The sequence below is a fragment of the Helicobacter magdeburgensis genome, assembly GCF_000765825.2.
Lineage (GTDB): Bacteria > Campylobacterota > Campylobacteria > Campylobacterales > Helicobacteraceae > Helicobacter_C > Helicobacter_C magdeburgensis.
Genome location: NZ_JRPE02000010.1, coordinates 70,526 through 94,214, shown reverse-complemented (window position 1 = coordinate 94,214; position 23,689 = coordinate 70,526). Strand labels below are relative to the sequence as shown.

Below are 23,689 nucleotides of genomic sequence, written 5' to 3'. Positions count from 1 at the left end.
TACAGCTTCTGCTAATGCTTTTGCTTCTTCACTTAGGTTTTGAGCAAAGTTAGAACTTGTATGCAGCATTTTTCTAATCTCTTCTCCTAGAGTATTTGTAACTACTTCTACTCTACCACTTGCATCTTTTACTTCTGTGGTGAAGTCTAGTCTTGTGTAAGATTCAAATACACGATTAATCTCATTTAAATCTTTTCCTACACCTGTCATTAAGAGTTTAAGCAGTTCATTGACAGAATCTCTTAGATTATTCAGCTGTGGATTACTGCCTTTAGATTCTATAAGACTATCAGCATAACCTTGTTTTGCTCTATCTATAACTTGAAGAGATTGTGCGACAAGAGCTTGGTCGGATTCTAAGCCTTTAGCGATATGCTCCACATTTTGCTCAATACCCTTCGCCATCGCTCCAAATTCGTCTTTATTATGAAGTGGAGTAAGCTTAATTTCTTTGCTTTCACGATTAAGATACTTGAAAAACAACATCATATTGTGCTGCAACACACCAACGCTCTTTAGTAATGAACGATAAAACATAAACATCAAAGGCACAAAAATAACCACAAAACATACAGAAGCAATGATGAGAGCATTACTCAAAATAGAGCGAATCATAGAAAGAATAGATGTTGAACTATTTTGTGCGTATTGCTCAAAAGTATCAGCATACACACCTGTGGAAATCCAAATATTATCCGTATTTGGAATCATCGCCGCATAGGCAATCTTAGGAGCATTGCCAAGTGTGCCATCAGGCAAAGGCTTAGAAAAAAGATAATGCACAAAAAGTCCTTTATCCGTCTGTCGTTTTGAGGTATCAAACAACTCCCGCACATAATACACGCCATTAACATCTTTTGCTTCTGCTAGAGATTTGCCAAGCAAATCTTTACGTGTAGGGTGAGCCACCGGCACATATTCCTTGTAGGCAAAAAATAGCCCGATTTGTCATCTTCAAAGCGAAAATCCTCAATAGCCTTAGCGATAACAGCAATTTGTTGCTTTTCATCAAGTCCTTTTATCAAAGCCCCAAGAGATTGTGCCACAGAATCTGTGGAAAGCTTAAGCTTTTGCTCAACTTCCTCTTGTATAAGATCGTGCAGTCGCTCTACACTCTGCTCTGCTATTTCTTTTTCACCAATAAAAACAAGTCCTACAAGCACAGCAAAATTTAAAAACGATCCAAAAATAAGAATCAAAATTTTATATTTAAGTGAGAGATATTTAAACATCAAAATCCTTTATGTTAAGTTATTTGGCATTTTCTCGGCGATTATACAGCAAAAAAAGAAAAAGAAGGGTAAAGCACACATCTCAAAAAAGTAAATCTTACGCAAAAATGTGGATTTACATATAAGATTCACATATTTGAGTAACGATTTTGGCTATATTTTCCGCTTCTTTAAGACTTAAACCCTGATGACAAGGGATAGAAATCTCTGCGAGATAAAACTTTTCAGCATTTTCACATCGCACTTCGCCAAAAATCCCCCTATATAAGCTAAATTGATAAATAGGTTTATAATGCACCTGCACACCTAAGCCCTGCTCCTGCATAGATTCAAAAATCTGCTCCTTTTTACACCACAAATGCGGATAAAGCAAAATGGGATATAAATGATGTGTGCTTTGTATGCTTTCTGGAATGGCAATTGTCCCAAAATGTGGATTGTTAGCAAAAAACCCATCGTAGAATCTTGCGATTTTATGGCGAGATTCTATAAAAGATTCAAGCTTTTTGAGCTGACTTAGCCCAAGGGCAGCTCCTAGCTCACTCAAGCGAAAATTCATACCCGCCAATAAGCAATCATAATTCCAAAGCCTCTTTTTCTCCACGCCGTGTGAAAGCAAAAGCCTTACGTAATGGGCTAACTCTTCATCATCAGTTACCAAAGCCCCACCCTCTGCGGTAGTAATAGGCTTTAAAGCGTGAAAGCTAAAAACACTTGCATTTGCCAAAGAGCCAATAGGCTTATTGTGGTAGCTTCCACCAAAAGCGTGAGAGCTATCCGCAAACAACAAAAGATTATACTCCTTTGCAAGATTCTGCAAGGCTTCATACTCCACACTTTTCCCCGCATAATCCACACTCACAATTGCCTTGATATGCTCCCTTTTTTGGTGAGTGGCTAGAATCTTAGCAAGGGCTTTTTCATCAATGTTGCCATCATCTTTCACATCGCAAAAAATGGGCGTGATACCCCAAACTAACATCATATTTGTCGTAGCCACAAAGCTTATAGGTGTAGTAACAAAATAAATCTCTTGTTGAACATCTGCCTGTCGTAGTGGATTTATCCGTGATTTAGCAATATGGGGGAAATATTTATAGATAAATGCTCCATAGAGTGCGTAAAGGGCTGAAGTAGCAGAGTTAAAAGCGATGGCATACTTAGCATTTGCCTTTTGACACAAGGCAGATTCAAATTCTTCGATAAGTTTGCCTTGTGTAAGGTGCGGGGAATGCAAGGCTAGATTCAAAGCCTTTACATCGCTCTCATCAATAAGTTGTGTGCTATAAGGTATCACTACAAACCAAACTACGCTAAAAGCTCTTGCACACGCTGATTGCTTAATTTATCCGTATCGTGTGAAACGCGGAAAAGTGAGCCTAGTTTTCTTAAAAATGAGCCATCTGTCTCTTTTGCATCTTGTTTGGCGACTTTAACACCATCTTTTGTGCTTAGTTTCTCTGCGTCATTATCTGCTTGTTCTTTTAGTGTGTCAATGGCATCTTTAATTTCACTTTGCTGCTCTTTTAAAATATCATAAAACTTCTTAGCGTCCGTATCAAGTAGCCCTACTTTTAGCTTTGGTGCGTCAAAAATCACATTGCCACTGCCATCTTTTATGTTTTTAGCAAAAACACTAGTGCCTTCAAAAGTCGCCTTTTTCAATACAGATTCTATATTTTTTTTCAAATCCTGCATTTGAGTGCGAATATCATCTTTCTCACCTTTGTCAAAAGTTTCTTTATCTTCATCTGCAAGTTCGGCAAATTTTTTCACATCAGATTCTATTGTTTTGAGTGATTTTTGTGCGACTTGTAAGCGTCCAATATCGCTGTTGGTGTTTTTAAGATTTTGAGCGAGTTGAGAGTCTTTTATGCCACTTACATCAACACTTTTTGCTTTGTCAGCTTTAGGAGAATCTTTTGGATCTTGGGCTTGTTTTGTTGCTTTTGACCCTTTTGATTTTAGCTCTTCTTGCTTTAATGTTTGGCTTGTGCTTGCGGTAATTTTCATTTTTGCTCCTTCAAATATCTCTTAATACGCTATCTCTAAATATCTCTAGCACTCTGCTTTAGTCTATTTCAAGCATATTTTGTTCCAAATATTTTGTGTGAATATTTGAAGCGTGGAAGTCCTTATTTTTCATCATCTTAATATGGAATGGGATAGTCGTCTTAATACCTTCAATACAAAATTCTTTCAAAGCCCTGTGCATACGGATAATAGCCTTGTCTCTGTCCTCACCCCACACAATAAGCTTGCCGATCATAGAATCATAATGCATAGGCACGGTATAGCCACCATAGGCGTGAGTATCAAGCCGCACATTTGCTCCACCCGGAGCCACCCATTTTGTAATCTTGCCCGGACAAGGATAAAACTTTTCAGGATCTTCTGCGGTGATTCTGCACTCAATAGAATGCCCTTTAAAAGTAATAGAATCTTGACTTGGGAGCTTCTGTCCCTCGGCTATGCGTATCATCCACTCTACCAAATCAAGTCCGCTTACCATCTCACTCACTGTGTGTTCAACCTGCAGACGGGTATTCATCTCCATAAAATAGAAATCCTCATAATTCGCATCTAGCAAAAATTCAAATGTCCCAGCCCCCACATATTTAATGTATTGTGCGGCTTTTACAGCAGTATCTAGCAGTCTTTGACGCACTTCAGGCTTTAAAACCACAGCGGGAGATTCTTCTATGAGCTTTTGCTGTCGCCTTTGAGCAGAGCAATCACGCTCACCGATATGCAACACATTGCCGTGCTTATCAGCTAGAATCTGCACTTCAATATGTTTGGGATTGCGGATAAATTTTTCCATATAAATCGTGCCATCGCCAAAGGCACTTACTGCTTCAGATTCAGCTGCGAGATAGAGATTTTTAAGCATTTCAGGTTTTTCAACCACACGCATACCGCGTCCGCCACCACCAGCAGCAGCTTTCAAAATCACAGGGTAGCCTATCTCATTTGCTATCCTTTCAGCCTCTTTATAGTCTTTTAATGCTCCATCGCTCCCTAAAATTACAGGCACACCCGCTTCTTTCATCACATCTTTTGCCTTAGACTTATCACTCATAAGCACCATAACTTCGGCACTTGGTCCAATAAACTCTATATTATGATGAGAGCAAATCTCCACAAAATTTTGATTCTCACTCAAAAAGCCATAGCCGGGAAAAATCGCATCAACCTTAAGCAACTCCGCCGCACTCATAATCGCAGGAATATTGAGATAACTTTCACTTGACTTATCCCCGCCTACGCAGATTTTACCATCTGCCACATCAAGGTAATACGCATCTTTATCCGCTGTTGAATAAATCGCAATAGCCTCTTTACCCATCTCTTGGATTGTTCTAATAGCACGGAGCGTAATCTCGCCACGATTAGCTATGAGAATTTTTTGAATCTTTTTTTGTTTTACACTCATTGCTTTGCCTTAGAGTTTTTCAACTTTAATAAGATTAGTGCTAAACTCCACAGGCTGTCCATCGCTCACTTCAATGGAAACAACCCTGCAGTCAAACTCCGCTTCAATCTCATTCATAATTTTCATTGCTTCAATAATAGCAACGGTCTGCCCTTTTTTAATTGTATCACCAACATTAACATAAGGAGCAGCACCCGGGCTTGGAGAGCGGTAAAATGTCCCAACCATAGGAGATGTGATAAAATGTCCGCTTGTATCTTTTGGTGTGCTAGGTGTCGCAACGGGAGCAGATTCTGCTACTGGAGTTTGAGAGATAGCTGCAACAGGAGCTGGTGCAATGGCTGTAACCGCCCCACTCACACTAGCATTAGCCTTTTGGAGTTTTAGCTCAAAGCCCTCTTGTTTAATACTAAACTTCGCAATATCACTATTGTCAAACAGCTCCATAATCTTTTTGATTTCTTGTAGATTCATCTTGCACCTTTCTTGTCGTGAAATTTAAATCTGCTATAATAACACGATTTTTTAAAGATACGCAAAATTTTTGTAAAAAGTGAGGTGCAAAATGGGTTTAAAGTCTGATTTATGGATTAAAGAGATGAGTAAAAAGGGTATGATTGAGCCATTTTGTGAAAAGCAAGTGGGGCAAAATATCGTAAGCTATGGGCTATCAAGCTATGGATATGACATTCGCGTGGGTAGTGAATTTATGATTTTTACAAATATCGGTGCGACTTTGGTTGATCCTAAAAGCTTTGATGAACGCAATGTCGTAGAAGTCGATGCGAGTGAAAAGGGCTACTGCCTTGTGCCGCCAAACTCTTTTGCCCTTGCACGCACGATAGAATACTTTAGAATGCCACGCAATGTGCTTGCTATCTGTCTTGGCAAAAGCACTTATGCAAGGTGTGGGATAATTGTAAATGTTACGCCTTTTGAGCCAGAGTTTGAGGGGCATATCACTATTGAGATTTCAAATACAACGCCACTTCCAGCAAAGATTTATGCAAATGAAGGCATAGCTCAAGTATTATTTTTAGAGGGCGATTCGCCTTGTGAGATAAGCTATAAAGATAAAAAAGGCAAATACCAAGGACAAAAGGGCATTACACTACCTAAGGTTTTAAAATAAATTAAAGCAAATTCTAAAATCGCTTTATATACCCTATATGATAGTTTTGTGTGCCATTTTCCGCATTATCTACCCAAGCAGTGAGTTGTGAATCTTTACTCTGTTTGCTTGCCAAAAAATATGAAAGAGAAAAGCCCAAAATCGCTCCAGCGATGACTTGCGTAGTTGTATGTCGCTCTGCATACACTCTACTTGCTCCAACTGACGCACCAATAAGACTAAGTGGCACTCCCCACTTCCAGCCATAGCGTTTTTGAGCAAATCCAGCCGCCGAAAAAGTAAATGAAGTATGTCCGCTTGGGAATCCATCAAAGCTTCCATTATTTGGACGCTGTGAGATTCTAGCATACGATTCATTTGAACGCGATACAATCACAAAGCCTTGCTTGATAGCGTGAGTGGTAAGGAAAGTCGCTCCAGCCCCTATGGCTTGCTCTTTCACACCTTGCATATCATCAATAGCATAGCTATATGCCATCATTGCAAAAGGCAGAATCTGCATTACATCGCCATATATCTCAAATCCACTCTTTTCCGCATACAAATCCTTTTGCATACCTACACACAAAACCAAAGTCATCAAAATTTTTTTATACAAAATCCACTCCTTGAAACCAAAAACTCAAAAATGCGAGATTCTACACTTTTTTCTACAAAAAAAATACACTCTCATTTTAGGAATACAATTTGCTTGAGAGTTTGCATATTTTCTTGTAAGGAGTGCAGTATGTTAGATGCAATGCAAAATTCTATTTTAAATAAGCCCGATTCTATCTTGGATAAACGCCCAAACTCTCCATCAGCAGATGTCAATAAGTTGGAGAGCAAGTTTGAAGATATGTTTGCCAAACAGGCTAAAGCCAAAGCTCAAAAGGAAGCCAAAGATTCAAGTCAAGCCCAAGCCGTAGATGACAAGAATCCACTTAGCAAAGCCTTGCAAGGCAAAATGAATAAGACAGAGAGTAAAAATACAGCTCAAGCAGATTCAAAAAATGAGCTGCTTGATAAGAATCTTTCATCACAGACTCAAAAAGCACAAAGCCCAAGCACAAAGCCTGCAAGTCAAAAAGCTCAAACTCCAAGTGCAACTCCTGCGTCTTTTGATTTTAAGGACACTGCGAGTGAAGATTCAAAAATCGGTTTGCAAGAAAAAATTGCCAAATCATCTAAAGAAAATAAACCAAAAGAGAGTAATCCCCTTGTAGAAGCCCTAAGCACACCTTTAAACACAAGCTCAACAAGCACAGCAACTAAAATTGCAGAAAGCAAAGATTCTAGCCTAGATTCAAAAGCAACAACTCCGCGTTTAGCCTCTATGCCAATGCCACAAACTAAAATCCCACAAGAAGAAGCACAAGCTCTAAAAACCCTAGCTGATGTGCAAAATCTCGCCCAAGCCAAAGGCTTAAACCCTAGCAAAATGAGCCTAGAAACGCAAGGGGCAAATGCTCAATCTCTCGCGCAAGAAGCATTAGAGACACAAGCGAAGCTAGAAGCAAAGCCAAAAAGCATTCCCGCATCGGCAAAAGAGAAAATCAACTACGAGTATGAAAATAATGTAGATAGAATCGCCATCGTCCAACGCGGAACCAAAAAGCCAAAAAACATCACAAGCAAAATCTCAAATGAGTATCCAACTAAAAAGGCTGATGATGAGGGCAAAGGTAGCGTATTTTCTCTAAAGGACGCACCCCAGCTGGGATAAACAAGATTTAAAAGAGCAAGATTCAAAGGAGAATATGCTCCAAAAAGCCCTTAAGACAAAGGCTACGCCTTTAGTTGCTGGAGCTGAAGCAGACAAGATTCTTGACTCAAAGCAAGATTCTATTTTGGAACAAACTAAAGAATCTTTACAAACCCCGCAAGACAAAGGCAAAAAAACAAGCAAAAAAGCCAAAAAGAATAAGGCGGAAAATGGCGAGACTATAAACGAAGATTCTAAAAAAACAAAAGGTAAGGCGGTTAAAAACCCACAAAATAAAAATGTAGAAAAGCTAGAATCTAGTCCTGCCCAAGCAGAATCTAAACAGATAGCCAATCAAACCAAGCAAACAGAGCAGATTCAAGCCCAGCTTATGGATTCAAAAAATGCAGAATTAAAAAGCTTTGAAGAGGCATTAAGACTTGATGAGATACCAAGTATTGAGGAATTACAAAAACAGACTCCAAAGTCGCAATCAAACGCTACTCAAAAGCCTAATGTATTAGCTCAAAGCATAGCCGCTTTAGAATCTGAAGCCTTACAAAATAAATCTAAAAGTGGGGATAAAAAGAATAATGAGAAAAATCCCAAAAAAGACACACAAAGCAAAGGGGCTAAGAATACAGACTCAGAAAGCCTAGTGCAAACGATCAAGGCACAAAGCACACAGCTAGAAGAATCTCAATCGCCCCTTGAGCAAAGCCAGATTCAAGAAGAGGAAAAAAGCTTTGCGGAAATGCTTTTAGCAGGGGGCAAAAAGAAAACAAAACTTAAAGAATCTGAAGCGGTAGAAGAAGGCAAGGGTAAAACTCAATCTAAGCAAAGTGCGGAAGTTTTACACACAAAGGAAAATACTCGCACACAGATTCTCTACCGCTCTGCCCTTGCACGAGAGAGTGTAAGGAATTTCGCTCAAGCCCTGCGTGAAGAGGTGCTAAACTACAAGCCCCCTATCACAAAGCTATCCTTAGAGCTTAATCCGAGCAATCTTGGCACACTAGAGCTTACTATCACTAAAAAGGGCAAGGATTTGCATATTCAAGTGGTGTCAAATGCTACGGCGGTTGGGTTATTTTTACAAAATCAAGTGGATTTTAAAAATAATCTCGCACAAGTGGGCTTTGAAAATGTGGATTTAAGCTTTAGCTCAAATGAGAATGGCAGCGGAAACAAGGGGCAAAGTGGTGGAAATAGCACCCCACAAGAGCAACAACAAGAAGGGAACAAAAATAGCTTAGAAGATTCACAAAGTGAAGTCAATGTAATGCATATTACATTACCTAAATACGCTTAAAAAGGGAGTTTAATAATGGCGATTGACTTAGCAGAAGTAACAGGAAGTGCGGCAAAAATAGCAAAAGAGAAAGAAAAAGTCCGCAACATTAATGAGCTTGATAATGACGCTTTTATGCGACTTTTCTTAGAACAGCTCAAAAATCAGGACCCAACCGCACCAATGGAGACTGATAAGATTATCACGCAAACTGCCCAGCTCACGCAAGTGGAAATGCAAGAGCAAAATAAAAAGACAATGGTAGAAGTGGCAGAAGCTATGAAAAGCACACAAGAGACAAATAAGGAGCTAAAAGAGTTTCAAGCACAAATGAAAGAATCTTTAGAAGCACTCAATCTCGGTATGCAAGATTCAGCTAAATCAAATGTCGCTACCGCACAGCTTAATGCGTTAAACACCGTCTCAATGATTGGCAAGGTGGCTGAAACTGATGTCTTTGGCGTGAATGTCCAAAAAGGTAAGGCGGTGAAATTTTCAATCTATTTTGATCAAAAAATTGACGCACAAAAGGGCGATCCAACCATTTATATTTTTAATAGCAATAATGAGATGGTCAAAAGCATTTCGCTTAAAGATAAAAATAACCAAAGCGGGTATTTGGAATTTACTTGGGATACGCTAGATAATAACGGCAAACAGGTAGATGATGGCACATATAATATCCGTGCGGAATATAACCTTGATGAAACAAGCAAACAATACCACACCGCTCGTGTGGGACGCGGAGAGGTGCAGAGCATTATCTTTGATAAAGGCTCACCTATGCTAAGAATGGGCGATATGATTTTGCCCCTTGATAGTGCCATTGAGTTTTACAATAAGGATCACGGGCTATGAATAGCACTCTTATCAACTCTTACAGCGGGATTAAAACACATCAATTTGGGCTAGATTCTATCTCAAATAATATTGCCAATGTTAATACCATTGGCTATCGCGAGAATATTCCGCAGTTTGAAAGCCTTTTTAGCACAAATATGGATTCTCTTAATGCCGATTCCCCCATTAATAACGATATGAACTATGGTGCGACAAAATCAAGCAATGCTATCTCCACGCGTAGTGGAAGCTACAAGGCAAGTGATGGGGAATTTAATGTAGCCTATGAGGGCAAGGGCTGGTTTGTTGTTGGGGAGCAGAAAAGCGGAAGTTTTGAAATCAAAGATGATGGCTATGAAAAAAAGCAAAAAAACTATTTCACACGCGATGGCTCATTTTTGCGTGATGGAGAGGGCTATATCGTCAATACAAGCGGATATTATATGTATGGTGTGGATTTAGGCAAGATTAAAGATGGAATCTACACTTCAAACAAAAGTGAAGAGGTTGATTTTGCAGCCCTTGCTTCTGGGAAATTGCAACCTATGCAAGTCCCGCAGAATCTCTACTATCGCCCTGTGCTGACTACAAAGCTTGATGTGAGTGCTAATCTCAATAAAAATGAAAATGCTACTTCTGTATCATCTTTTTTCAAAAACAAAGATGGCGAGTTTGATATTGAACGATTTATGGATACGGATATCAACGCCTTTGCCACCGATGATACGCCACTTAATGCCCCAAGCTACAATGAAGTCCGCCTTATCATAGATAAAGATGGCAAAAAGGAAACCTTGAGCTTCAAATATGGTGAAGGCGGAGTTGAAGCAGGGGAATTCCGCACTTTTAATGATTTAAAAAATCTTTTGCGTGAGAAAGTGGGGTTAGATTTAGAAATCAGCAAAGGGGCTGATGGGAAAGTCGGCGAAAAAGTAAGCTTAGAGCTAAAAAATAATTCGTATAAGAATCTCAATTTAGAGCTTGGCGGAAGCCTGTTTGAAAAGCTAGGATTCAAAGGAAAAAATGAAAACTTTAATAGTGGCGTGGGGACAAATTTTAACGCTAATAAGGCGTATGAGAAAAATGCCATTGTGCAGTATAAGGGGGTTTCATTTATCCGCACAGGCGAACTTGGCAGTAGTGAAGATCCCTTTATGGATAAAGAAAATTGGAAGATTCTAGATAGCAGTGCGTTAAGTCAATGGAGTGATAATACCACCTACCTTGAAGGCGATGTGGTGCAAAGTGATGGCAAAATCTATCGCCGTATTAATGCCGCTGGGAATAATCCAATCAATGAGGGGAATTGGGAAGAGCTAGGCAGTGTGGAATCTGCCCTGCCGCCAAGCTATGCTAAAGGTAGCACTTATCAAGTTGATGATGTGGTAAGTTATGAGGGCAAACTTTATCGCAAAATGGTGGATAGTGGCTCAAGCGATCCTAAGCTTGATAATGTCGGTTGGCAGGAGATTAGAGGGGATAGTTTCTTCAGTGAGTTTATCCAAATGCCAAGCTACCAAACCAATGTAGAAATCTATGATGAAAGTGGCAAAAAATTCCTAGTGCAAAGCCATTACTTTATGGTGCAGTCGGGCAATCCTGAATCCGAGCCGCCAATCAAGGAAAAATGGGAGGTGCGTTCAGCCGTGTTTGACCAGCACGGGGAGATTATGATAAGCCCCGATTATGTAACGCACAACATAGAATTTGATAGCGATGGGAAGCCAAGTGCCGAGCCTATTGAGCTAAATTTTGGCGATAAGAGCTTGACATATAATATCGCAGGGGCAAAGGATATGCAAAGCTCAAACTTTGTGTATAGAGATTCTGGCATTTTAGGAAAGGATCAAGATGGACGAGCGGAAGGGCATTTGCGTGATGTAAGGATTGATAAAGATGGCATTATATTCCTTGCGTTTGATAATGGAGCGTATGAGCCTATGGGACGCGTGGGTATTGCGGCATTTGTCAATGATCAGGGCTTAAGGAAAGTAGGCGGAAATCTCTTTGAGATGACAGAAATGGTCGTAAATGGCGATGCAAGCACGATTAGTGGGAAGCCGATTTTGGGTTGGGAGGGGCTAAATCTCAAGTTTGGCTCGGTGCTGTATAAGCATTTGGAGACGAGTAATGTTGATGTGGGAAATGCCCTAACGGAGCTTATTGTTATGCAAAGAGGCTATTCTATGAATGCCAAAGCCTTTACCACAGGCGATGATTTAGTAAAAGAAGCACTTAATCTAAAACGCTAGGATTCTACGGTTTGGATTCTGGGCTTTGAATTTTAATTGAAAGGGCAAAAATGAAAAAGACGATACAAAAAATAGCGGTTGGGTTTGTGGCAGTCCTATCGCTTATCTTGGCACTTAGTGGTTGCAATGATGATAAAAAGACAGAACAGCAAAAGTTTCAGCCAGATTCTTATTATGAAAATAAAAACTTACAAGAGCTAGAATCTTTATGTGAAAACAATGACTTCAAGGCGTGCCATAAAGCAGGTTTAGAACATCAAGATATAACAAAAGTTGTTACATTGTTTGACAAATCGTGTAATGGTGGCTACGGAAAGGGCTGTATCGGTTTGGGACTTGCCTATGAAGATGGTGGTGGTGTAAAGCAGGACACACAAAAAACCATAGCGTTATATAATAAAGCCATAGAGCTTGGTGAAAATGCTGGATATTATTTTCTTGGATACTTGTATGCAGCAGGAGATAAAGTAATGCGGAATTATCCTAAAGCATTTAAGTATTATCAAAAAGGCTGTGAGCAAGAAGATACCTCTTCGTGTTTTCAAGTGGGCTATGCTTATTATACGGGCAATGGTGTAAAACAAGACTTTACAAAAGCAAAAGCATTTTATAGCAAAGCCTGTGATTTGGGCGAAGATCTTGGCTGTGAAGGCTACAGAGAATTGCAACAACAGGGCTATTAGAATCTAGCTTTGTGTGAGAAAATGTGAAAGCGTGTGGGCGTAGATTCTAACTCACATCTTTTGCTTGTTGTAGTAGAGCCACCTAGCAAGTCTAAGCAATCTATCCGCACTTTAAACTCCACACTCAAATTTTTATTTGGCAAGAAAAAGGGGCTTAAAAAAACGCTTTTTTTATTTGTCTTACTCCCATTGCTTGTAGCTCCCAAGCTGGCGCAATCCCTCATATAGAGCTGCACCCACACTTGTGGCGAGATTCACACTTCTAATGCCTTTTACCATAGGCAGCCTATACGCCCTAGCAGATTCCACCAAGCTAGAATCTAGCCCCCTATCCTCTCGCCCAAAATACAAAAATCCCCCTTGTGAAAAATCCGCCTGATAATGCAGCTTTTTTGCCTTTGTGCTAAAGAAAAAATGTCGCTCGTCCATAGGGTAGCTCTCCCAAAACTCCTGCAAATTCTGCCATTCATACACTTGCAGATTCTGCCAATAATCAAGCCCTGCGCGTTTAAGCTCCTTTTGCTCCACGCTAAAGCCTAAGGGGTGGATTAAATGCAAAATAGAATCTGTGGCTACACACAGCCGCCCGATATTGCCCGTATTTTGTGGAATCTGTGGCTCAACAAGCACGATATGAAAAGTATCCATTCTCTTAACCTTTTAAACGCTCATTCAAAGTAAAAGCCACACTTTAACACACTAAGCATAATAAAAACACCCAAAAACATTGCCTTTAAGCTATCTATGTGGGATTTTAGATACAATTGCAGAGCTTTTTAGCATATTTTCCACTCTAGGAGGGCTTTTATGGATTTTCTCACAAATCTTAGTGAAGGTTGGCAGTTTGGCATTCAGCTCTTTGTCGTGCTTGTATGTCTCTTTTATGGTGCAAGAAAGGGCGGTATTGCTCTTGGGCTTTTAGGTGGGATTGGGCTTTTAGTCCTTGCTTTTGGATTCAATGTCGCTCCGGGCAAACCTGCGGTTTCTGTAATGCTTACAATCTTAGCTGTTGTTGTGGCAAGTGCGACACTTCAGGCAAGTGGTGGGCTAGATGTAATGCTACAAATTGCAGAGCGTGTGCTAAGAAGAAATCCAAAATTTTTGACGATTTTAGCGCCTTTTGTTACTTGTTTCCTTACAATTCTATGCGGGACAGGACACGTTGTTTATACAATGATGCCAATTATTTATGACATTGCGATTAAAAACAATATCCGCCCAGAGCGTCCTATGGCAGCAGCCTCAATCAGCTCACAAATGGGTATTATCGCCTCACCTGTGTCTGTTGCGGTAGTGAGCCTTACAGCATTGCTTTTAGAAGCAGAGCATAAACTTGCAGGATTTGATGGCTATATCAATTTGCTACAAATCACTATTCCTAGCACACTTTTTGGTGTTTTGTGTATTGGAGTCTTCTCGTGGTTTAGGGGTAAGGATTTAGATAAAGATGAAGTTTTCCAAGAGAAAATCAAAGATCCAGAGTTTAAAAAATATGTCTATGGAGATTCTAAAACACTTCTAGGTGTTAAGCTTCCTTTCAAAGATTGGCTTGCTATGTGGATTTTCCTAGGTGCAATCGTTGTTGTAGCTGTGCTTGGAGCATTCCCAGAGTTGCGTCCGCAATTTGAAGTAAAAGGTGCGATGAAGCCTATGGGTATGGTAGATGTGATTCAAGTATTTATGCTTTTGGCTGGTTCTGCGTTACTCATTTTTACAAATGTAGATGCAGGTAAGATTGGTAAGAATGAGATTTTCAGATCAGGTATGATAGCCCTTGTGGCGGTGTTTGGAATCTCGTGGATGGCGGATACAATGTTTGCAGTGCATACACCTATGATGAAAGAAGCTTTGGGTGATATTGTAAAAGCACAGCCTTGGACTTATGCGATTATGCTGCTTTTAATTTCAAAATTTGTAAATTCTCAAGCAGCGGCTATTGCGGCGTTTGTGCCTTTGGCTCTTGGTATTGGCGTAGAACCCGGAATTATCGTAGCATTTGCAGCAGCGTGCTATGGCTATTACATTTTGCCAACTTACCCAAGCGACTTGGCAACAATTCAGTTTGATAGAAGTGGCACAACGCATATTGGACGATTTGTTATCAACCACAGCTTCATCTTGCCGGGCTTAATCGGTGTATTTAGCTCGTGTGTAGCTGGATATGCTTTAGCAAAAATTGCAGGGTATATTTAATAAGTGTGTATAGAATCTCGCTTTTGAGATTCTATTACTTAATAAAGGATTATTATGGCGTATCTTCTACTCACTGGTGCGAGTGGCTACATCGGCTCACATACCGCTTATGCGTTTTTAAAAAATACAGATTACAATCTTGTCATTGTTGATGATTTAAGCACAGGTTTTATAGAGAATATTACCTACTTACAGGAATGTTTTGGGGATAGGCTCACTTTCATTCAAAGCAATATTAATGACTTACAGGCAATGCGAACTCTACTTCTTACATATCAGTTTGAGGCTGTCATTCACTTTGCTGCGTCTTTGATTGTTGGAGAATCTGTGCTTAAGCCATTGCAATACTATATAAACAACACAATCAACACAACAAATCTTATCAATCTTTGTGTGGAATGCAATGTCAATAACTTTATCTTTAGCTCCACAGCTGCTGTGTATGGGGAGCCAGATATATCGCTTATCCCCATTGATGAAAATGCCCCACTTTTACCCATTAATCCCTATGGGGCTTCAAAGATGATGAGTGAGCGGGTTTTAAGCGATACCGCAAAAGTGATTGAGAATTTTAACTATGTGGCGTTGCGGTATTTTAATGTCGCTGGGGCGAGTATGGATAACACACAAGAGCTGCTCTCACAACATAAGGGCTTAGGGCAAAGAAGCAAAAATGCTACACATCTTATTAAGGTAGCGTGTGAATGTGCGTGTGGGAAGCGGGAGAGTATGGGGATTTTTGGCACGGACTATCCCACAAAAGATGGCACTTGCATTCGCGATTATATCCATATTGATGACTTGGCAAATGCCCACCTTGAAGCATTAAAATATTTGCAACAGACAGGGCAATCAAATGTCTTTAATGTCGGCTACTCACAGGGTTATAGCGTTAAGGAAGTGATAGAAATTGTCAAAGAAGTGAGTGGGGTGGATTTTAAAGTCATTGCAGAATCTCGGCGAGAGGGCGACCCCATTGAGCTTAGTGCGAAAAATGAAAAGATTCTTTCACTCACACATTGGCGACCAAAATATAATGATTTAAAAGGTATCATCACAAGTGCGTATCAGTGGGAAAAGGCATTGTCCTAATCCCACTTTGTAAAAAAGCAGATTCTAAAAATAAAATCTGCTTACTTCTCCTAGCTAGTTTAGCTTCTACAACGCAAATAAATCACTAAATTCATTAAACGCCATAGATTCTAGCTTGGCTTGATTTTCACACACTGCCCTTATTTGCTCGCATTTTTTGGGGCTAAGTTTTAGGGCGATATTGCGTTCAAATTTGGCTACTAGCACAGGGATTCCTTCACTTCTTCTGCGTTTATGCCCGATAGGATATTCTATCTCTACCTTTTCACTCTTGCTGCCATCTTTGTAGAAAATCTGCACCGCATTAGCGATTGATCGTTTATCCGCCTCCAAATACTCACGCGTATAGCGATCATCGACTTCTACTACCATTTTATCACGCAAGGCGTCAATGCGTTTATCACTCGCCACAGAATCTTCATAGTCTTCTGCGGTCAATCGCCCAAACACAAGCGGCACAGCCACCATATACTGAATGCAGTGATCCCTATCAGCAGGGTTTGCAAGCTCGCCGACTTTGTTGATGATTCTATGTCCAGATTCTTGCGTGGTAATCACAATCTTTTCAATAGAATCTAATTTGTCTTTTACTTCATTATGCAGTTTCAAGGCACATTCTACGGCAGTTTGCGCGTGGAATTCCGCTGGGAAGCTGATTTTAAACAGCACATTTTCCATTACATAACTACCAAATTCTTGTGGGATAGTGAGCTTTTTGCCCCGCATTTTTACATCTTCAAATCCCCAAAACTCCGCACTTAACGCACTTGGATAGCCCATCTCACCACTTAATGCTTTCAAGGCTAGATTTACGCCCCTTGAGCTTGCATCTCCTGCCGCCCAGCTTTTGCGTGAGCCTGTGTTTGGCGCGTGGCGATATGTCCGCAACGCCCCGCCATCAATGAATGCGTGGCTTACTGCGTTTCGCACTTCTTCAAAGCTCCCACCAAGCATAACACACGCCACCGCGCTAGAAGCGATTCTAACAAGCAGCACGTGGTCTAGCCCCACTTTGTTAAAGCAGTTTTCTAAGGCAAGCACACCTTGAATCTCGTGAGCTTTAATCATCGCACTTAGCACATCTTTGACTTTTAAAGGCTCTTTACCTTCGGCAATATTTTTGCGGCTTAGATAGTCAGCTACTGCCCAAATCGCCCCTAGATTATCGCTTGGGTGTCCCCACTCTGCGGCTAGCCAAGTGTCATTAAAATCAAGCCACCTAACCATAGCTCCCACATTAAACGCCGCTCGCTCTGGCTCTAGCTGATAGCTAGTCCCCGGGATCTTTGCTCCTAAAGGGCGAAACTCCGCGCCCTCAACAACAGGTCCTAAAAGCTTGGTGCAAGCTGGAAAGTTTAATGCCAAAAGTCCGCAACCTATGGTATCCATAAGGCAGTATCTCGCTGTCTCATAAGCTAAAGGGGAGTTAATCTTATACTCCAACGCATAACGCGCAATTTTTGTTAGCAGCTCATCAAACTCTGGTCGTTTGGTATCCAATGTTCCCATATCGGCACTCATTGTGTTCTCCTTGTAGTTAAAGTATAGTTGAAATTCACCCTTGTCTGTCCATTTGCAAGATTTAGGGATTTTTAAGATAGTCATTACCCTTAAGGTAACTCCTACCTTAAAAATCCCTAAAAACTCACAAAGCAACAGAGCAATGGCTAGAATTTGTGTTTTTATAAAATTCTAGAATATAGATTCTAGATTCACCGCCGCTGATTGCCAAGCCAAATAGTTAGATTCCCACTCGGCAAAATACAAACCATCTAAGTAGCAAAACCGCACTCCTAAGCGTTAAAGATTTTGCGATGATTTTTTAAGTTTTAATTAGAAAAGCACGCAAAACCAAACGCTCAAGCGGCAAGATTTTTGAGCTAAAAATGGGGCTTTGCAAGGCTTTGGCAAGGAGTTACCTAAGCGGTAATGACGCCGCCAAAGCCGCAGCAATCGCCGTTTTTAGCCAAAAAGCTAACGCACCCACGATTAACGCTTATCCATAGGCACAAACGCTTTGTTTTCCGGTCCTATATATTGCGAACTAGGTCTAATTAACTTATTATTCCCCCTTTGCTCAAAGATATGTGCCAACCACCCTGCTGTGCGTGAAAAGATAAAAATCGGCGTGAAATACGCTGTGGGAATCCCCATAAAGTGATATGTGCTTGCACTATAAAAATCAAGATTGGGAAAAAGCTTCTTTTGCTCCCACATTACCTTTTCTATGGCTTCACTGATTTGATATAGCCCCTTTGTGTCTTTCACATCATCACTCAATCTTTTACTCCACGCCTTAATCACCACATTTCGCGGATCTTTCTCCACATATACGCGATGTCCAAAGCCCATAATCTTATCTTTTCTAGCAAGTTTGTCTAAGATCCCCTGCGTTGCCTGCTCTGGCGTTTTAAACTCTTCAATCAAATCCATTGCCGCTTCATTTGCTCCGCCGTGTAGTGGTCCCCTTAACGCCCCAATCGCCCCCGTGATTCCTGCATACACATCAGACATTGTCGCCGTAATCACCCTTGCAGTAAATGTAGAGGCATTAAACTCGTGCTCTGCATAGAGAATGAGACTAGCGTGCATTGCCTTTACCCATAGCTCTTTTGGCTCTTTTTGGTGCAAGGATTCTAGAAAATACCCAGCGATAGAATCTTGCTTAGATTCTGTGCTTATCTCCTTGCCATTTGTGTGATAATGATGCCAAAAAGTCAGCACACTTGGGAAAATCCCTAAAAGCCTTGTACCAATTCTTTGCTGATTTGGAAAAGAGGCTTTAAACACATCATATTCTTCTCTCTCCAAACAACCAAGCGTAGAACACGCACTTCGCATAATATCCATAGGGTGTGCATCTTTTGGTAAAAGCTTTAGCACTTCTTTTAGCTCTTTTGGTAAGCTCCTTGCCGCAATCAATTCCTTTTTGAAAGATTCTAGCTCTGCTTTATTTGGTAGCTTTTCTTTTAATAGCAAATATGCCACTTCCTCAAACTCACAATGCTCTGCTAAATCATAAATATCATAGCCCCTATAATTTAGCCCGTGTCCTGTGCCACAAGTGCAAATCGCGGATTCTCCTGCGCTTATCCCTGCTAAGCCACCTACTTTTTTTGCTACTTTTTCCGTTGGTGCTGCCATTTTCTATCCTTTTCTTTAGATTTAGTGTGGTTATTTTTTGCTTTTAAAAAGTGTATCTAGCTTTTGCTCATACTCGTGGTAGCCAAGCATTTCATACAGCTCATCTCGTGTTTGCATAGAATCTATGCTATTTTTCTGTGAGCCATTGTTGATAATATCTCTAAATACCGCTAAAGCCGCCTTATTCATCGCCCTTGCTGCTGAAAGCGGATACAGCACCATAGAGATTCCCACATTTGCTAACTCATCACGCGTGAAATAAGGCGTTTTGCCAAACTCTGTGATATTTGCTAACACCGGCACTTTTATGACTTCAGTAAATTGCTTATACTCTTCTAGCGTATGGATTGCTTCGGCAAAGATCATATCCGCCCCTGCTTCTACATAGGCTAATGCTCGCTCAATCGCTGCGTTTTGCCCCTCACTTGCGTGGGCATCAGTCCTTGCCATCACCACAAAGCTAGAATCTAGCTTTGCATCCATCGCCGCTTTTATCCTATCGCACATCTCTTCTTTGCTTACAAGCTCTTTATTTGGGCGGTGTCCGCAGCGTTTTTGTGCGACTTGGTCTTCTATGTGGCAGCCCGCTGCTCCGCTTCGCGTTAAGTCTTTAATCGTCCTAGCGATATTAAACGCCCCACCCCAGCCAGTGTCCGCATCTACAAGCAAGGGCAAATCACTCACCGCTGTAATTCTACGCACATCAATGCAGACATCTTCTAATGAGCTAATGCCAAGATCAGGCACACCTAAGCTCATCGCCGCTAATGCCCCACCGCTTAGATACAGGGCTTTTGCACCGCTTTTTTGTGCTTGTATAGCAGAGTAGGAGTTAATCACACCTATAATTTGCAAAGGATTATTTTCCTTTAATGCTTCTCTAAATTTCTGTCCTGCTGTTTTCATTTTGCCTCCTTTATGGTTTTAGATTTTGGATAGCCAAGATTTGCCAATGCTTTCTCAATCTCTGGCAGCACACTAGAATCCTCAATCGTGCTAGGCATTTTCCATTCATTACCATCGGCAATATCACGCATTGTGCCTCGCAGGATTTTACCACTTCTAGTTTTTGGCAGTCGTGCCACCACTGCGACAATATGCAGTGAAGCTACCGCACCAATCTCTTCTCGCACAAGCTGCACAATGCCTTCGCACAAGCTTTGCGTATCTCTTTCCAGCCCATCTTTTAGCACGACAAAGGCAAGTGGAATCTCCCCTTTTAGCTCATCATTTACACCAATGACCGCACATTCTGCAATATCTGGGTGCTTAGAAATAGCCTCTTCCATACCGCCAGTTGATAGCCTATGTCCTGCGACATTGATGACCCCATCCATTCGCCCCATTACAAACACATAGCCATCTTTATCAATATAGCCACTATCGCCGGTGAGATAGTAGCCCGGATAGTGATTAAGATAAGCTCTCTTATACCTTGCATCATCGCCCCAGATTCCCATTAGACACGCAGGGGGCAGGGGCAGCTTAATCACAAGATTCCCTAGCTTGCCGGCTTTGCATTCCTTGCCCTCTTCATCTAGCACTTTTAGGTTAAAGCCGGGCATTGGCTTTGTAGGAGAGCCGGGCTTTACAGGCATTTGCTCTAATCCTAGCGGATTTGCCGCGATTGCCCAGCCGGTTTCTGTCTGCCACCAGTGATCTATTACAGGCTTTTGCGTCAGCTTTTCAATCCATTTTAGCGTATCGCTATCACACCGCTCCCCAGCGACAAAGACTGCTCTAAGGGAGCTAATATCATATTTTTTAAGCCATTCGCCTTTAGAATCTTCTTTTTTAATCGCTCTAAATGCTGTTGGTGCAGAAAATAAAATATTGACTTTATATTCTTGCACCACACGCCAGAATGCTCCCGGATTTGGCGTTTTAACCGGCTTTCCTTCATACACAATAGTCGTGCAGCCATTCATCAAAGTGCCATAGACAATATAGCTATGCCCTACAACCCAGCCTACATCACTTGCCGCCCAAAAGACATCGCCGGGCTTTGCGTTGTAGATATTATCCATAGACCACTTCATCGCCACAGAATGCCCACCATTACTGCGGATAACACCCTTTGGCTTACCAGTTGTCCCAGAAGTATAAAGCACATAAAGTGGATCAGTCGCATCCACAGGCACACACTCTACCGGCTCTGTTTTTTCTTCTTCACTCTCCCAATCCACATCACGCCAAGGTAGCATATTCGCCCTCTCTTGTGGGCGTTGCCAGATAAGGCAGGTGGTGGGCTTATGGCTAGAGCTTTTTATCGCCTCATCAAGTGTTGGCTTATATTTAATCACACGAGAGACTTCAATACCACAAGAAGCACTCATAATAACTCTAGGCTTGGCATCTTCAATCCTAGCGGCTAGCTCGTGTGCGGCAAACCCACCAAAGACCACGCTATGAATCGCCCCAATCCTAGCACAAGCAAGCATTGCAATCACTGCTTCTGGGATCATAGGCATATAGATAAGCACTCTATCGCCTTTCACCACGCCTTTATTGACTAAGATTCCAGCGGTTTTTGCCACTCTTTTGCGTAGTTCTTTATAGGTGTAAGACTTTTTTGTGTCCGTTACAGGCGAGTCATAATGCAATGCCACTTGATCGCCTCTGCCATTTTCTATATGCAAATCAAGTGCGTTGTAGCAGGTATTCATACACCCACCGACAAACCACCGATAATGATCATTCACAACATCAAGCACCTTATCCCATTCGTGATACCAATGCACTTTTTTAGCAGCTTCTGCCCAAAAGGCTTCAGGATTCTCAATGGATTGTTTATATACTTCTTCATATGTGGGCATCTCTATCTCCTTTGAAAAATTGGCTAGGGTTTTATTCTAGCTTGAAAGGATTGATTTGCTATGAACAATTTTTGATTTTTTAATGCAAGTTTTGAGCATAAATGTTATAATTGAACAAAAATTGTGCAATTATATTGAGAATCTCATTGTAAAGAGTATGTAAAGGATTATTGTGGCATTTGGAGCATTGGAAAAACTCATCATTATTTATCAAAAATCAGGCTTAAGCGTGTCAAAATTTGCCAAGATCATCGGCAAAGACAGACGCACACTTACTTCGTGGATTGACAAAAGTGTTACAAAAACGCCACAAGCTGAAGTCTTTGAATCTATCAATACATTTTTCCGCTACCCTAGTAGAATCTGGGATACAGATTGCGATAAAGATGAGTTTTTTTCTCTCTTAAAAACTCTGCCACAAAGTGAGATAAAAATCATAGACAAAGGCTATGAAGGAGGATTAGAATATATTTTAGAAAAAGAATCTAAAAGGCGTTTTGTCATTCACCCTAGATTCCCTTCCCCTGCTTACCGCGATAAAATTGTTACTTTTCCCTACAAGTTTGGCAACTCTATCCACGCACAAGCTTTACGCACAAAACGCTATGAGCTAATGCTAGAACACGGCTTTGAAAGTGTGGAGTGGTATAGCATAGAATCTTTGCTCCGCTTTGCTTTTTCCCCCATTGGCAATTTCTACACAAAAGCCCAACGCATAGCGGTTTTAGAACTGATGCTGGAGAGCTTGGAAGATAACTACAACAAAAGCTTATATCTTTTTGATTCATATAGCACTAAAATCTTTGGCGTTGATAGCACCTATATTTCGCTTCAGCCACAAGAGAATTTGATGTTTGTAAAAATGCCAATAGATTCTATGATTTTAGAAATCACAAACAAACAACTCGTGCATAGAATCCACAAGCACTTCACCTCACCTAGCCACGCTCCAAAACATATTCCAAAAGACTATGCCTCACAGATTCTAAAGCTTTGTTTGGAGTGCATTACACAGCAGAAAGATATGTTACATTTTTGCACAATGATAGCAGAAAAAACGCCTTATAGCTCACTTTTTATGAGTGCAATCTCCAAAGATTTGCACCATCATTTTGACAAAACCCCACTTTGATTGCTTTACTTTAGCTAAAATGCTTTTACATTTATTTTACACAAAGGATTTAATATGCTAACACTACGCAAAGCAAATGAAAGAGGGCATTTTAATCACGGCTGACTTGATACTTATCATAGCTTTTCTTTTGTAGGATATTATGATGAAAGGTTTATGGGTTTTAGCGCATTGCGTGTGATTAATGAAGACAGGGTAGAGCCGAGCAAGGGCTTTGGGACACATTCGCATAAGGATATGGAGATTCTCACCTATGTGCTAAATGGGACAATCGCGCATAAAGATAGTATGGGCAATGAAGAGCGAGTGCCAAGCGGGGAGTTTCAAATAATGAGTGCGGGCAGTGGTATCACGCACTCAGAGTTTAATTTACTTGATGAGCCGCTGCATTTTTATCAAATATGGATTCAGCCAAATGAGCTAGGTATTACCCCACGATATGAGCAAAAGGCATTTGACACAAGCAAGGGCAAAACACTTATTTTGTCCCCAAACGCTGAGCAAGATTCACTCAAAGTCTATCAAGATATGCGGTTATGGCTGTATAGGGATATTGCAAATGAGACTTTTAGCTTTGATAGTGGTCGCAAGGCGTATATCCAAGTGGTGCGTGGCAAACTAGAGATAGAATCTAGCCAAACCAAACCATTTATCATAGAAACAAGTGATGGTGTGATGTGCTGCTCTGAATCTAGCTTTATTCTCAAAGGCTTAGATTCTAATAATGAAGTGTTGATATTTGACTTGCCTTAATATAAATTA

The 23,689-nt window shown here is 40.8% G+C and carries 23 protein-coding genes and 1 pseudogene; 11 read left to right on the top strand and 13 right to left on the bottom strand.

From position 1 onward, the window contains the following. The 6 genes from LS74_RS07710 to accB form a co-directional block, all read right to left on the bottom strand. On the bottom strand, positions 1–909 hold a 909-nt coding region (locus tag LS74_RS07710), incomplete at its 3' end, for a cache domain-containing protein (protein WP_236096868.1). Further along, positions 867–1,232 carry a hypothetical protein gene (locus LS74_RS11395; RefSeq protein ID WP_236096867.1) on the bottom strand — a complete coding sequence of 122 codons (366 nt, stop codon included), beginning with the start codon at positions 1,230–1,232 and terminating at the stop codon, positions 867–869. The genes LS74_RS11395 and LS74_RS07710, both read right to left, overlap by 43 nt. Positions 1,233–1,347: 115 nt before the next feature. Then, on the bottom strand, positions 1,348–2,529 hold the full coding sequence (pseC, locus tag LS74_RS07705; protein ID WP_034587920.1) for a UDP-4-amino-4,6-dideoxy-N-acetyl-beta-L-altrosamine transaminase: 1,182 nt from the start codon (positions 2,527–2,529) through the stop codon (positions 1,348–1,350). Positions 2,530–2,540: 11 nt separating this feature from the next. Then, the gene (locus tag LS74_RS07700) at positions 2,541–3,245 is read right to left on the bottom strand and encodes a flagellin N-terminal helical domain-containing protein (protein ID WP_034587922.1); all 705 of its coding nucleotides are present in this window, start codon (positions 3,243–3,245) and stop codon (positions 2,541–2,543) included. Positions 3,246–3,303: 58 nt separating this feature from the next. Continuing rightward, the gene (locus tag LS74_RS07695) at positions 3,304–4,668 is read right to left on the bottom strand and encodes an acetyl-CoA carboxylase biotin carboxylase subunit (RefSeq protein WP_034587925.1); all 1,365 of its coding nucleotides are present in this window, start codon (positions 4,666–4,668) and stop codon (positions 3,304–3,306) included. A gap of 9 nt (positions 4,669–4,677) precedes the next feature. Continuing rightward, positions 4,678–5,142 carry an acetyl-CoA carboxylase biotin carboxyl carrier protein gene (gene accB / locus LS74_RS07690; protein ID WP_034587927.1) on the bottom strand — a complete coding sequence of 155 codons (465 nt, stop codon included), beginning with the start codon at positions 5,140–5,142 and terminating at the stop codon, positions 4,678–4,680. Positions 5,143–5,233: 91 nt separating this feature from the next. Between accB and dcd the strand changes: the two genes are divergently transcribed. After that, the gene (dcd, locus tag LS74_RS07685) at positions 5,234–5,800 is read left to right on the top strand and encodes a dCTP deaminase (protein WP_034587929.1); all 567 of its coding nucleotides are present in this window, start codon (positions 5,234–5,236) and stop codon (positions 5,798–5,800) included. Between the two features lie 13 nt (positions 5,801–5,813). Here dcd and LS74_RS07680 read toward each other — a convergent pair whose 3' ends face one another. Next, a complete protein-coding gene (locus LS74_RS07680; protein WP_034587931.1) occupies positions 5,814–6,398 on the bottom strand; it encodes a phosphatase PAP2 family protein in 585 nt (194 codons plus the stop codon). 129 nt (positions 6,399–6,527) lie between these two features. Here LS74_RS07680 and LS74_RS07675 point away from each other — a divergent pair, with 129 nt between their 5' ends. Genes LS74_RS07675 through LS74_RS07655 form a run of 5 tightly spaced genes read left to right on the top strand, consistent with a single transcriptional unit; the run spans position 6,528 to position 12,550 of the window. Next, on the top strand, positions 6,528–7,505 hold the full coding sequence (locus LS74_RS07675; protein ID WP_034587932.1) for a hypothetical protein: 978 nt from the start codon (positions 6,528–6,530) through the stop codon (positions 7,503–7,505). 34 nt (positions 7,506–7,539) lie between these two features. Beyond that, complete coding sequence (locus LS74_RS07670; RefSeq protein WP_138128991.1) at positions 7,540–8,796, top strand: flagellar hook-length control protein FliK; 1,257 nt, start codon at positions 7,540–7,542, stop codon at positions 8,794–8,796. Positions 8,797–8,811: 15 nt separating this feature from the next. Beyond that, positions 8,812–9,633, top strand: a complete 822-nt coding sequence (gene flgD / locus LS74_RS07665) for a flagellar hook assembly protein FlgD (RefSeq protein ID WP_034589453.1) — start codon at positions 8,812–8,814, stop codon at positions 9,631–9,633. Then, positions 9,630–11,867 (top strand): flagellar hook-basal body complex protein, encoded by a 2,238-nt coding sequence (locus LS74_RS07660; RefSeq protein ID WP_138128989.1) that lies wholly within the window; start codon positions 9,630–9,632, stop codon positions 11,865–11,867. The genes flgD and LS74_RS07660 overlap by 4 nt, the downstream gene beginning before the upstream one ends. 50 nt (positions 11,868–11,917) lie before the next feature. After that, positions 11,918–12,550 (top strand): tetratricopeptide repeat protein, encoded by a 633-nt coding sequence (locus LS74_RS07655; RefSeq protein WP_084584357.1) that lies wholly within the window; start codon positions 11,918–11,920, stop codon positions 12,548–12,550. Here the strand turns inward: LS74_RS07655 and LS74_RS10920 are convergent. Continuing rightward, positions 12,547–12,756, bottom strand: coding sequence for a hypothetical protein (locus LS74_RS10920; RefSeq protein WP_034589330.1), 210 nt, complete (start codon positions 12,754–12,756; stop codon positions 12,547–12,549). The genes LS74_RS07655 and LS74_RS10920 overlap by 4 nt on opposite strands. Then, positions 12,731–13,198 carry a tRNA (cytidine(34)-2'-O)-methyltransferase gene (locus LS74_RS07645; protein WP_034589329.1) on the bottom strand — a complete coding sequence of 156 codons (468 nt, stop codon included), beginning with the start codon at positions 13,196–13,198 and terminating at the stop codon, positions 12,731–12,733. Before LS74_RS07645 ends, LS74_RS10920 begins: the two co-directional genes overlap by 26 nt. 159 nt (positions 13,199–13,357) lie before the next feature. Here LS74_RS07645 and LS74_RS07640 point away from each other — a divergent pair, with 159 nt between their 5' ends. Together LS74_RS07640 and galE are read left to right on the top strand one after the other, a co-directional pair. Then, on the top strand, positions 13,358–14,743 hold the full coding sequence (locus tag LS74_RS07640) for an anaerobic C4-dicarboxylate transporter (protein ID WP_138128985.1): 1,386 nt from the start codon (positions 13,358–13,360) through the stop codon (positions 14,741–14,743). A gap of 54 nt (positions 14,744–14,797) precedes the next feature. Further along, the gene (gene galE, locus LS74_RS07635; protein ID WP_034589522.1) at positions 14,798–15,835 is read left to right on the top strand and encodes a UDP-glucose 4-epimerase GalE; all 1,038 of its coding nucleotides are present in this window, start codon (positions 14,798–14,800) and stop codon (positions 15,833–15,835) included. Between the two features lie 66 nt (positions 15,836–15,901). Here the strand turns inward: galE and prpD are convergent, their stop codons facing one another. The 4 genes from prpD to LS74_RS07615 all read right to left on the bottom strand — a co-directional run bounded on the left by prpD (position 15,902) and on the right by LS74_RS07615 (position 21,795). Then, positions 15,902–17,356, bottom strand: coding sequence for a 2-methylcitrate dehydratase (prpD, locus tag LS74_RS07630; RefSeq protein ID WP_138128983.1), 1,455 nt, complete (start codon positions 17,354–17,356; stop codon positions 15,902–15,904). A 468-nt stretch (positions 17,357–17,824) separates the two neighbouring features. After that, the gene (gene prpC / locus LS74_RS07625; RefSeq protein WP_034586810.1) at positions 17,825–18,979 is read right to left on the bottom strand and encodes a bifunctional 2-methylcitrate synthase/citrate synthase; all 1,155 of its coding nucleotides are present in this window, start codon (positions 18,977–18,979) and stop codon (positions 17,825–17,827) included. A gap of 30 nt (positions 18,980–19,009) precedes the next feature. Then, positions 19,010–19,885, bottom strand: a complete 876-nt coding sequence (prpB, locus tag LS74_RS07620; RefSeq protein WP_034586807.1) for a methylisocitrate lyase — start codon at positions 19,883–19,885, stop codon at positions 19,010–19,012. Beyond that, positions 19,882–21,795: a propionyl-CoA synthetase gene (locus tag LS74_RS07615; RefSeq protein ID WP_034586805.1), complete on the bottom strand. Its 1,914-nt coding sequence runs from the start codon at positions 21,793–21,795 to the stop codon at positions 19,882–19,884. The genes prpB and LS74_RS07615 overlap by 4 nt, the downstream gene beginning before the upstream one ends. Positions 21,796–21,967: 172 nt before the next feature. Between LS74_RS07615 and LS74_RS07610 the strand changes: the two genes are divergently transcribed. From LS74_RS07610 to LS74_RS11690, 3 genes and pseudogenes are all read left to right on the top strand, one after another. Further along, entirely contained in the window at positions 21,968–22,927 is a 960-nt protein-coding gene (locus LS74_RS07610; RefSeq protein WP_034586802.1) for a hypothetical protein, read from the top strand. Between the two features lie 120 nt (positions 22,928–23,047). Next, positions 23,048–23,323: pseudogene (locus LS74_RS11695) on the top strand (pirin family protein); the annotation flags it as partial. 87 nt (positions 23,324–23,410) lie between these two features. Then, entirely contained in the window at positions 23,411–23,680 is a 270-nt protein-coding gene (locus tag LS74_RS11690; RefSeq protein ID WP_289748740.1) for a pirin family protein, read from the top strand. Positions 23,681–23,689 lie beyond the last annotated feature (9 nt).

What these genes read in the sequence shown, in the direction of transcription:
- LS74_RS07695 (WP_034587925.1), bottom strand. Translation starts at nt 4,668, where the DNA reads ATGAGTGTAAAACAAAAAAAGATTCAAAAAATTCTCATAGCTAATCGT.
- LS74_RS07640 (WP_138128985.1), top strand. Translation starts at nt 13,358, where the DNA reads ATGGATTTTCTCACAAATCTTAGTGAAGGTTGGCAGTTTGGCATTCAG.
- LS74_RS07655 (WP_084584357.1), top strand. Translation starts at nt 11,918, where the DNA reads ATGAAAAAGACGATACAAAAAATAGCGGTTGGGTTTGTGGCAGTCCTA.
- prpC (WP_034586810.1), bottom strand. Translation starts at nt 18,979, where the DNA reads ATGGCAGCACCAACGGAAAAAGTAGCAAAAAAAGTAGGTGGCTTAGCA.
- LS74_RS07615 (WP_034586805.1), bottom strand. Translation starts at nt 21,795, where the DNA reads ATGCCCACATATGAAGAAGTATATAAACAATCCATTGAGAATCCTGAA.
- dcd (WP_034587929.1), top strand. Translation starts at nt 5,234, where the DNA reads ATGGGTTTAAAGTCTGATTTATGGATTAAAGAGATGAGTAAAAAGGGT.
- LS74_RS11395 (WP_236096867.1), bottom strand. Translation starts at nt 1,232, where the DNA reads ATGTTTAAATATCTCTCACTTAAATATAAAATTTTGATTCTTATTTTT.
- LS74_RS07660 (WP_138128989.1), top strand. Translation starts at nt 9,630, where the DNA reads ATGAATAGCACTCTTATCAACTCTTACAGCGGGATTAAAACACATCAA.
- flgD (WP_034589453.1), top strand. Translation starts at nt 8,812, where the DNA reads ATGGCGATTGACTTAGCAGAAGTAACAGGAAGTGCGGCAAAAATAGCA.
- LS74_RS07645 (WP_034589329.1), bottom strand. Translation starts at nt 13,198, where the DNA reads ATGGATACTTTTCATATCGTGCTTGTTGAGCCACAGATTCCACAAAAT.
- galE (WP_034589522.1), top strand. Translation starts at nt 14,798, where the DNA reads ATGGCGTATCTTCTACTCACTGGTGCGAGTGGCTACATCGGCTCACAT.
- LS74_RS07675 (WP_034587932.1), top strand. Translation starts at nt 6,528, where the DNA reads ATGTTAGATGCAATGCAAAATTCTATTTTAAATAAGCCCGATTCTATC.
- accB (WP_034587927.1), bottom strand. Translation starts at nt 5,142, where the DNA reads ATGAATCTACAAGAAATCAAAAAGATTATGGAGCTGTTTGACAATAGT.
- prpB (WP_034586807.1), bottom strand. Translation starts at nt 19,885, where the DNA reads ATGAAAACAGCAGGACAGAAATTTAGAGAAGCATTAAAGGAAAATAAT.
- prpD (WP_138128983.1), bottom strand. Translation starts at nt 17,356, where the DNA reads ATGAGTGCCGATATGGGAACATTGGATACCAAACGACCAGAGTTTGAT.
- LS74_RS07670 (WP_138128991.1), top strand. Translation starts at nt 7,540, where the DNA reads ATGCTCCAAAAAGCCCTTAAGACAAAGGCTACGCCTTTAGTTGCTGGA.
- LS74_RS07700 (WP_034587922.1), bottom strand. Translation starts at nt 3,245, where the DNA reads ATGAAAATTACCGCAAGCACAAGCCAAACATTAAAGCAAGAAGAGCTA.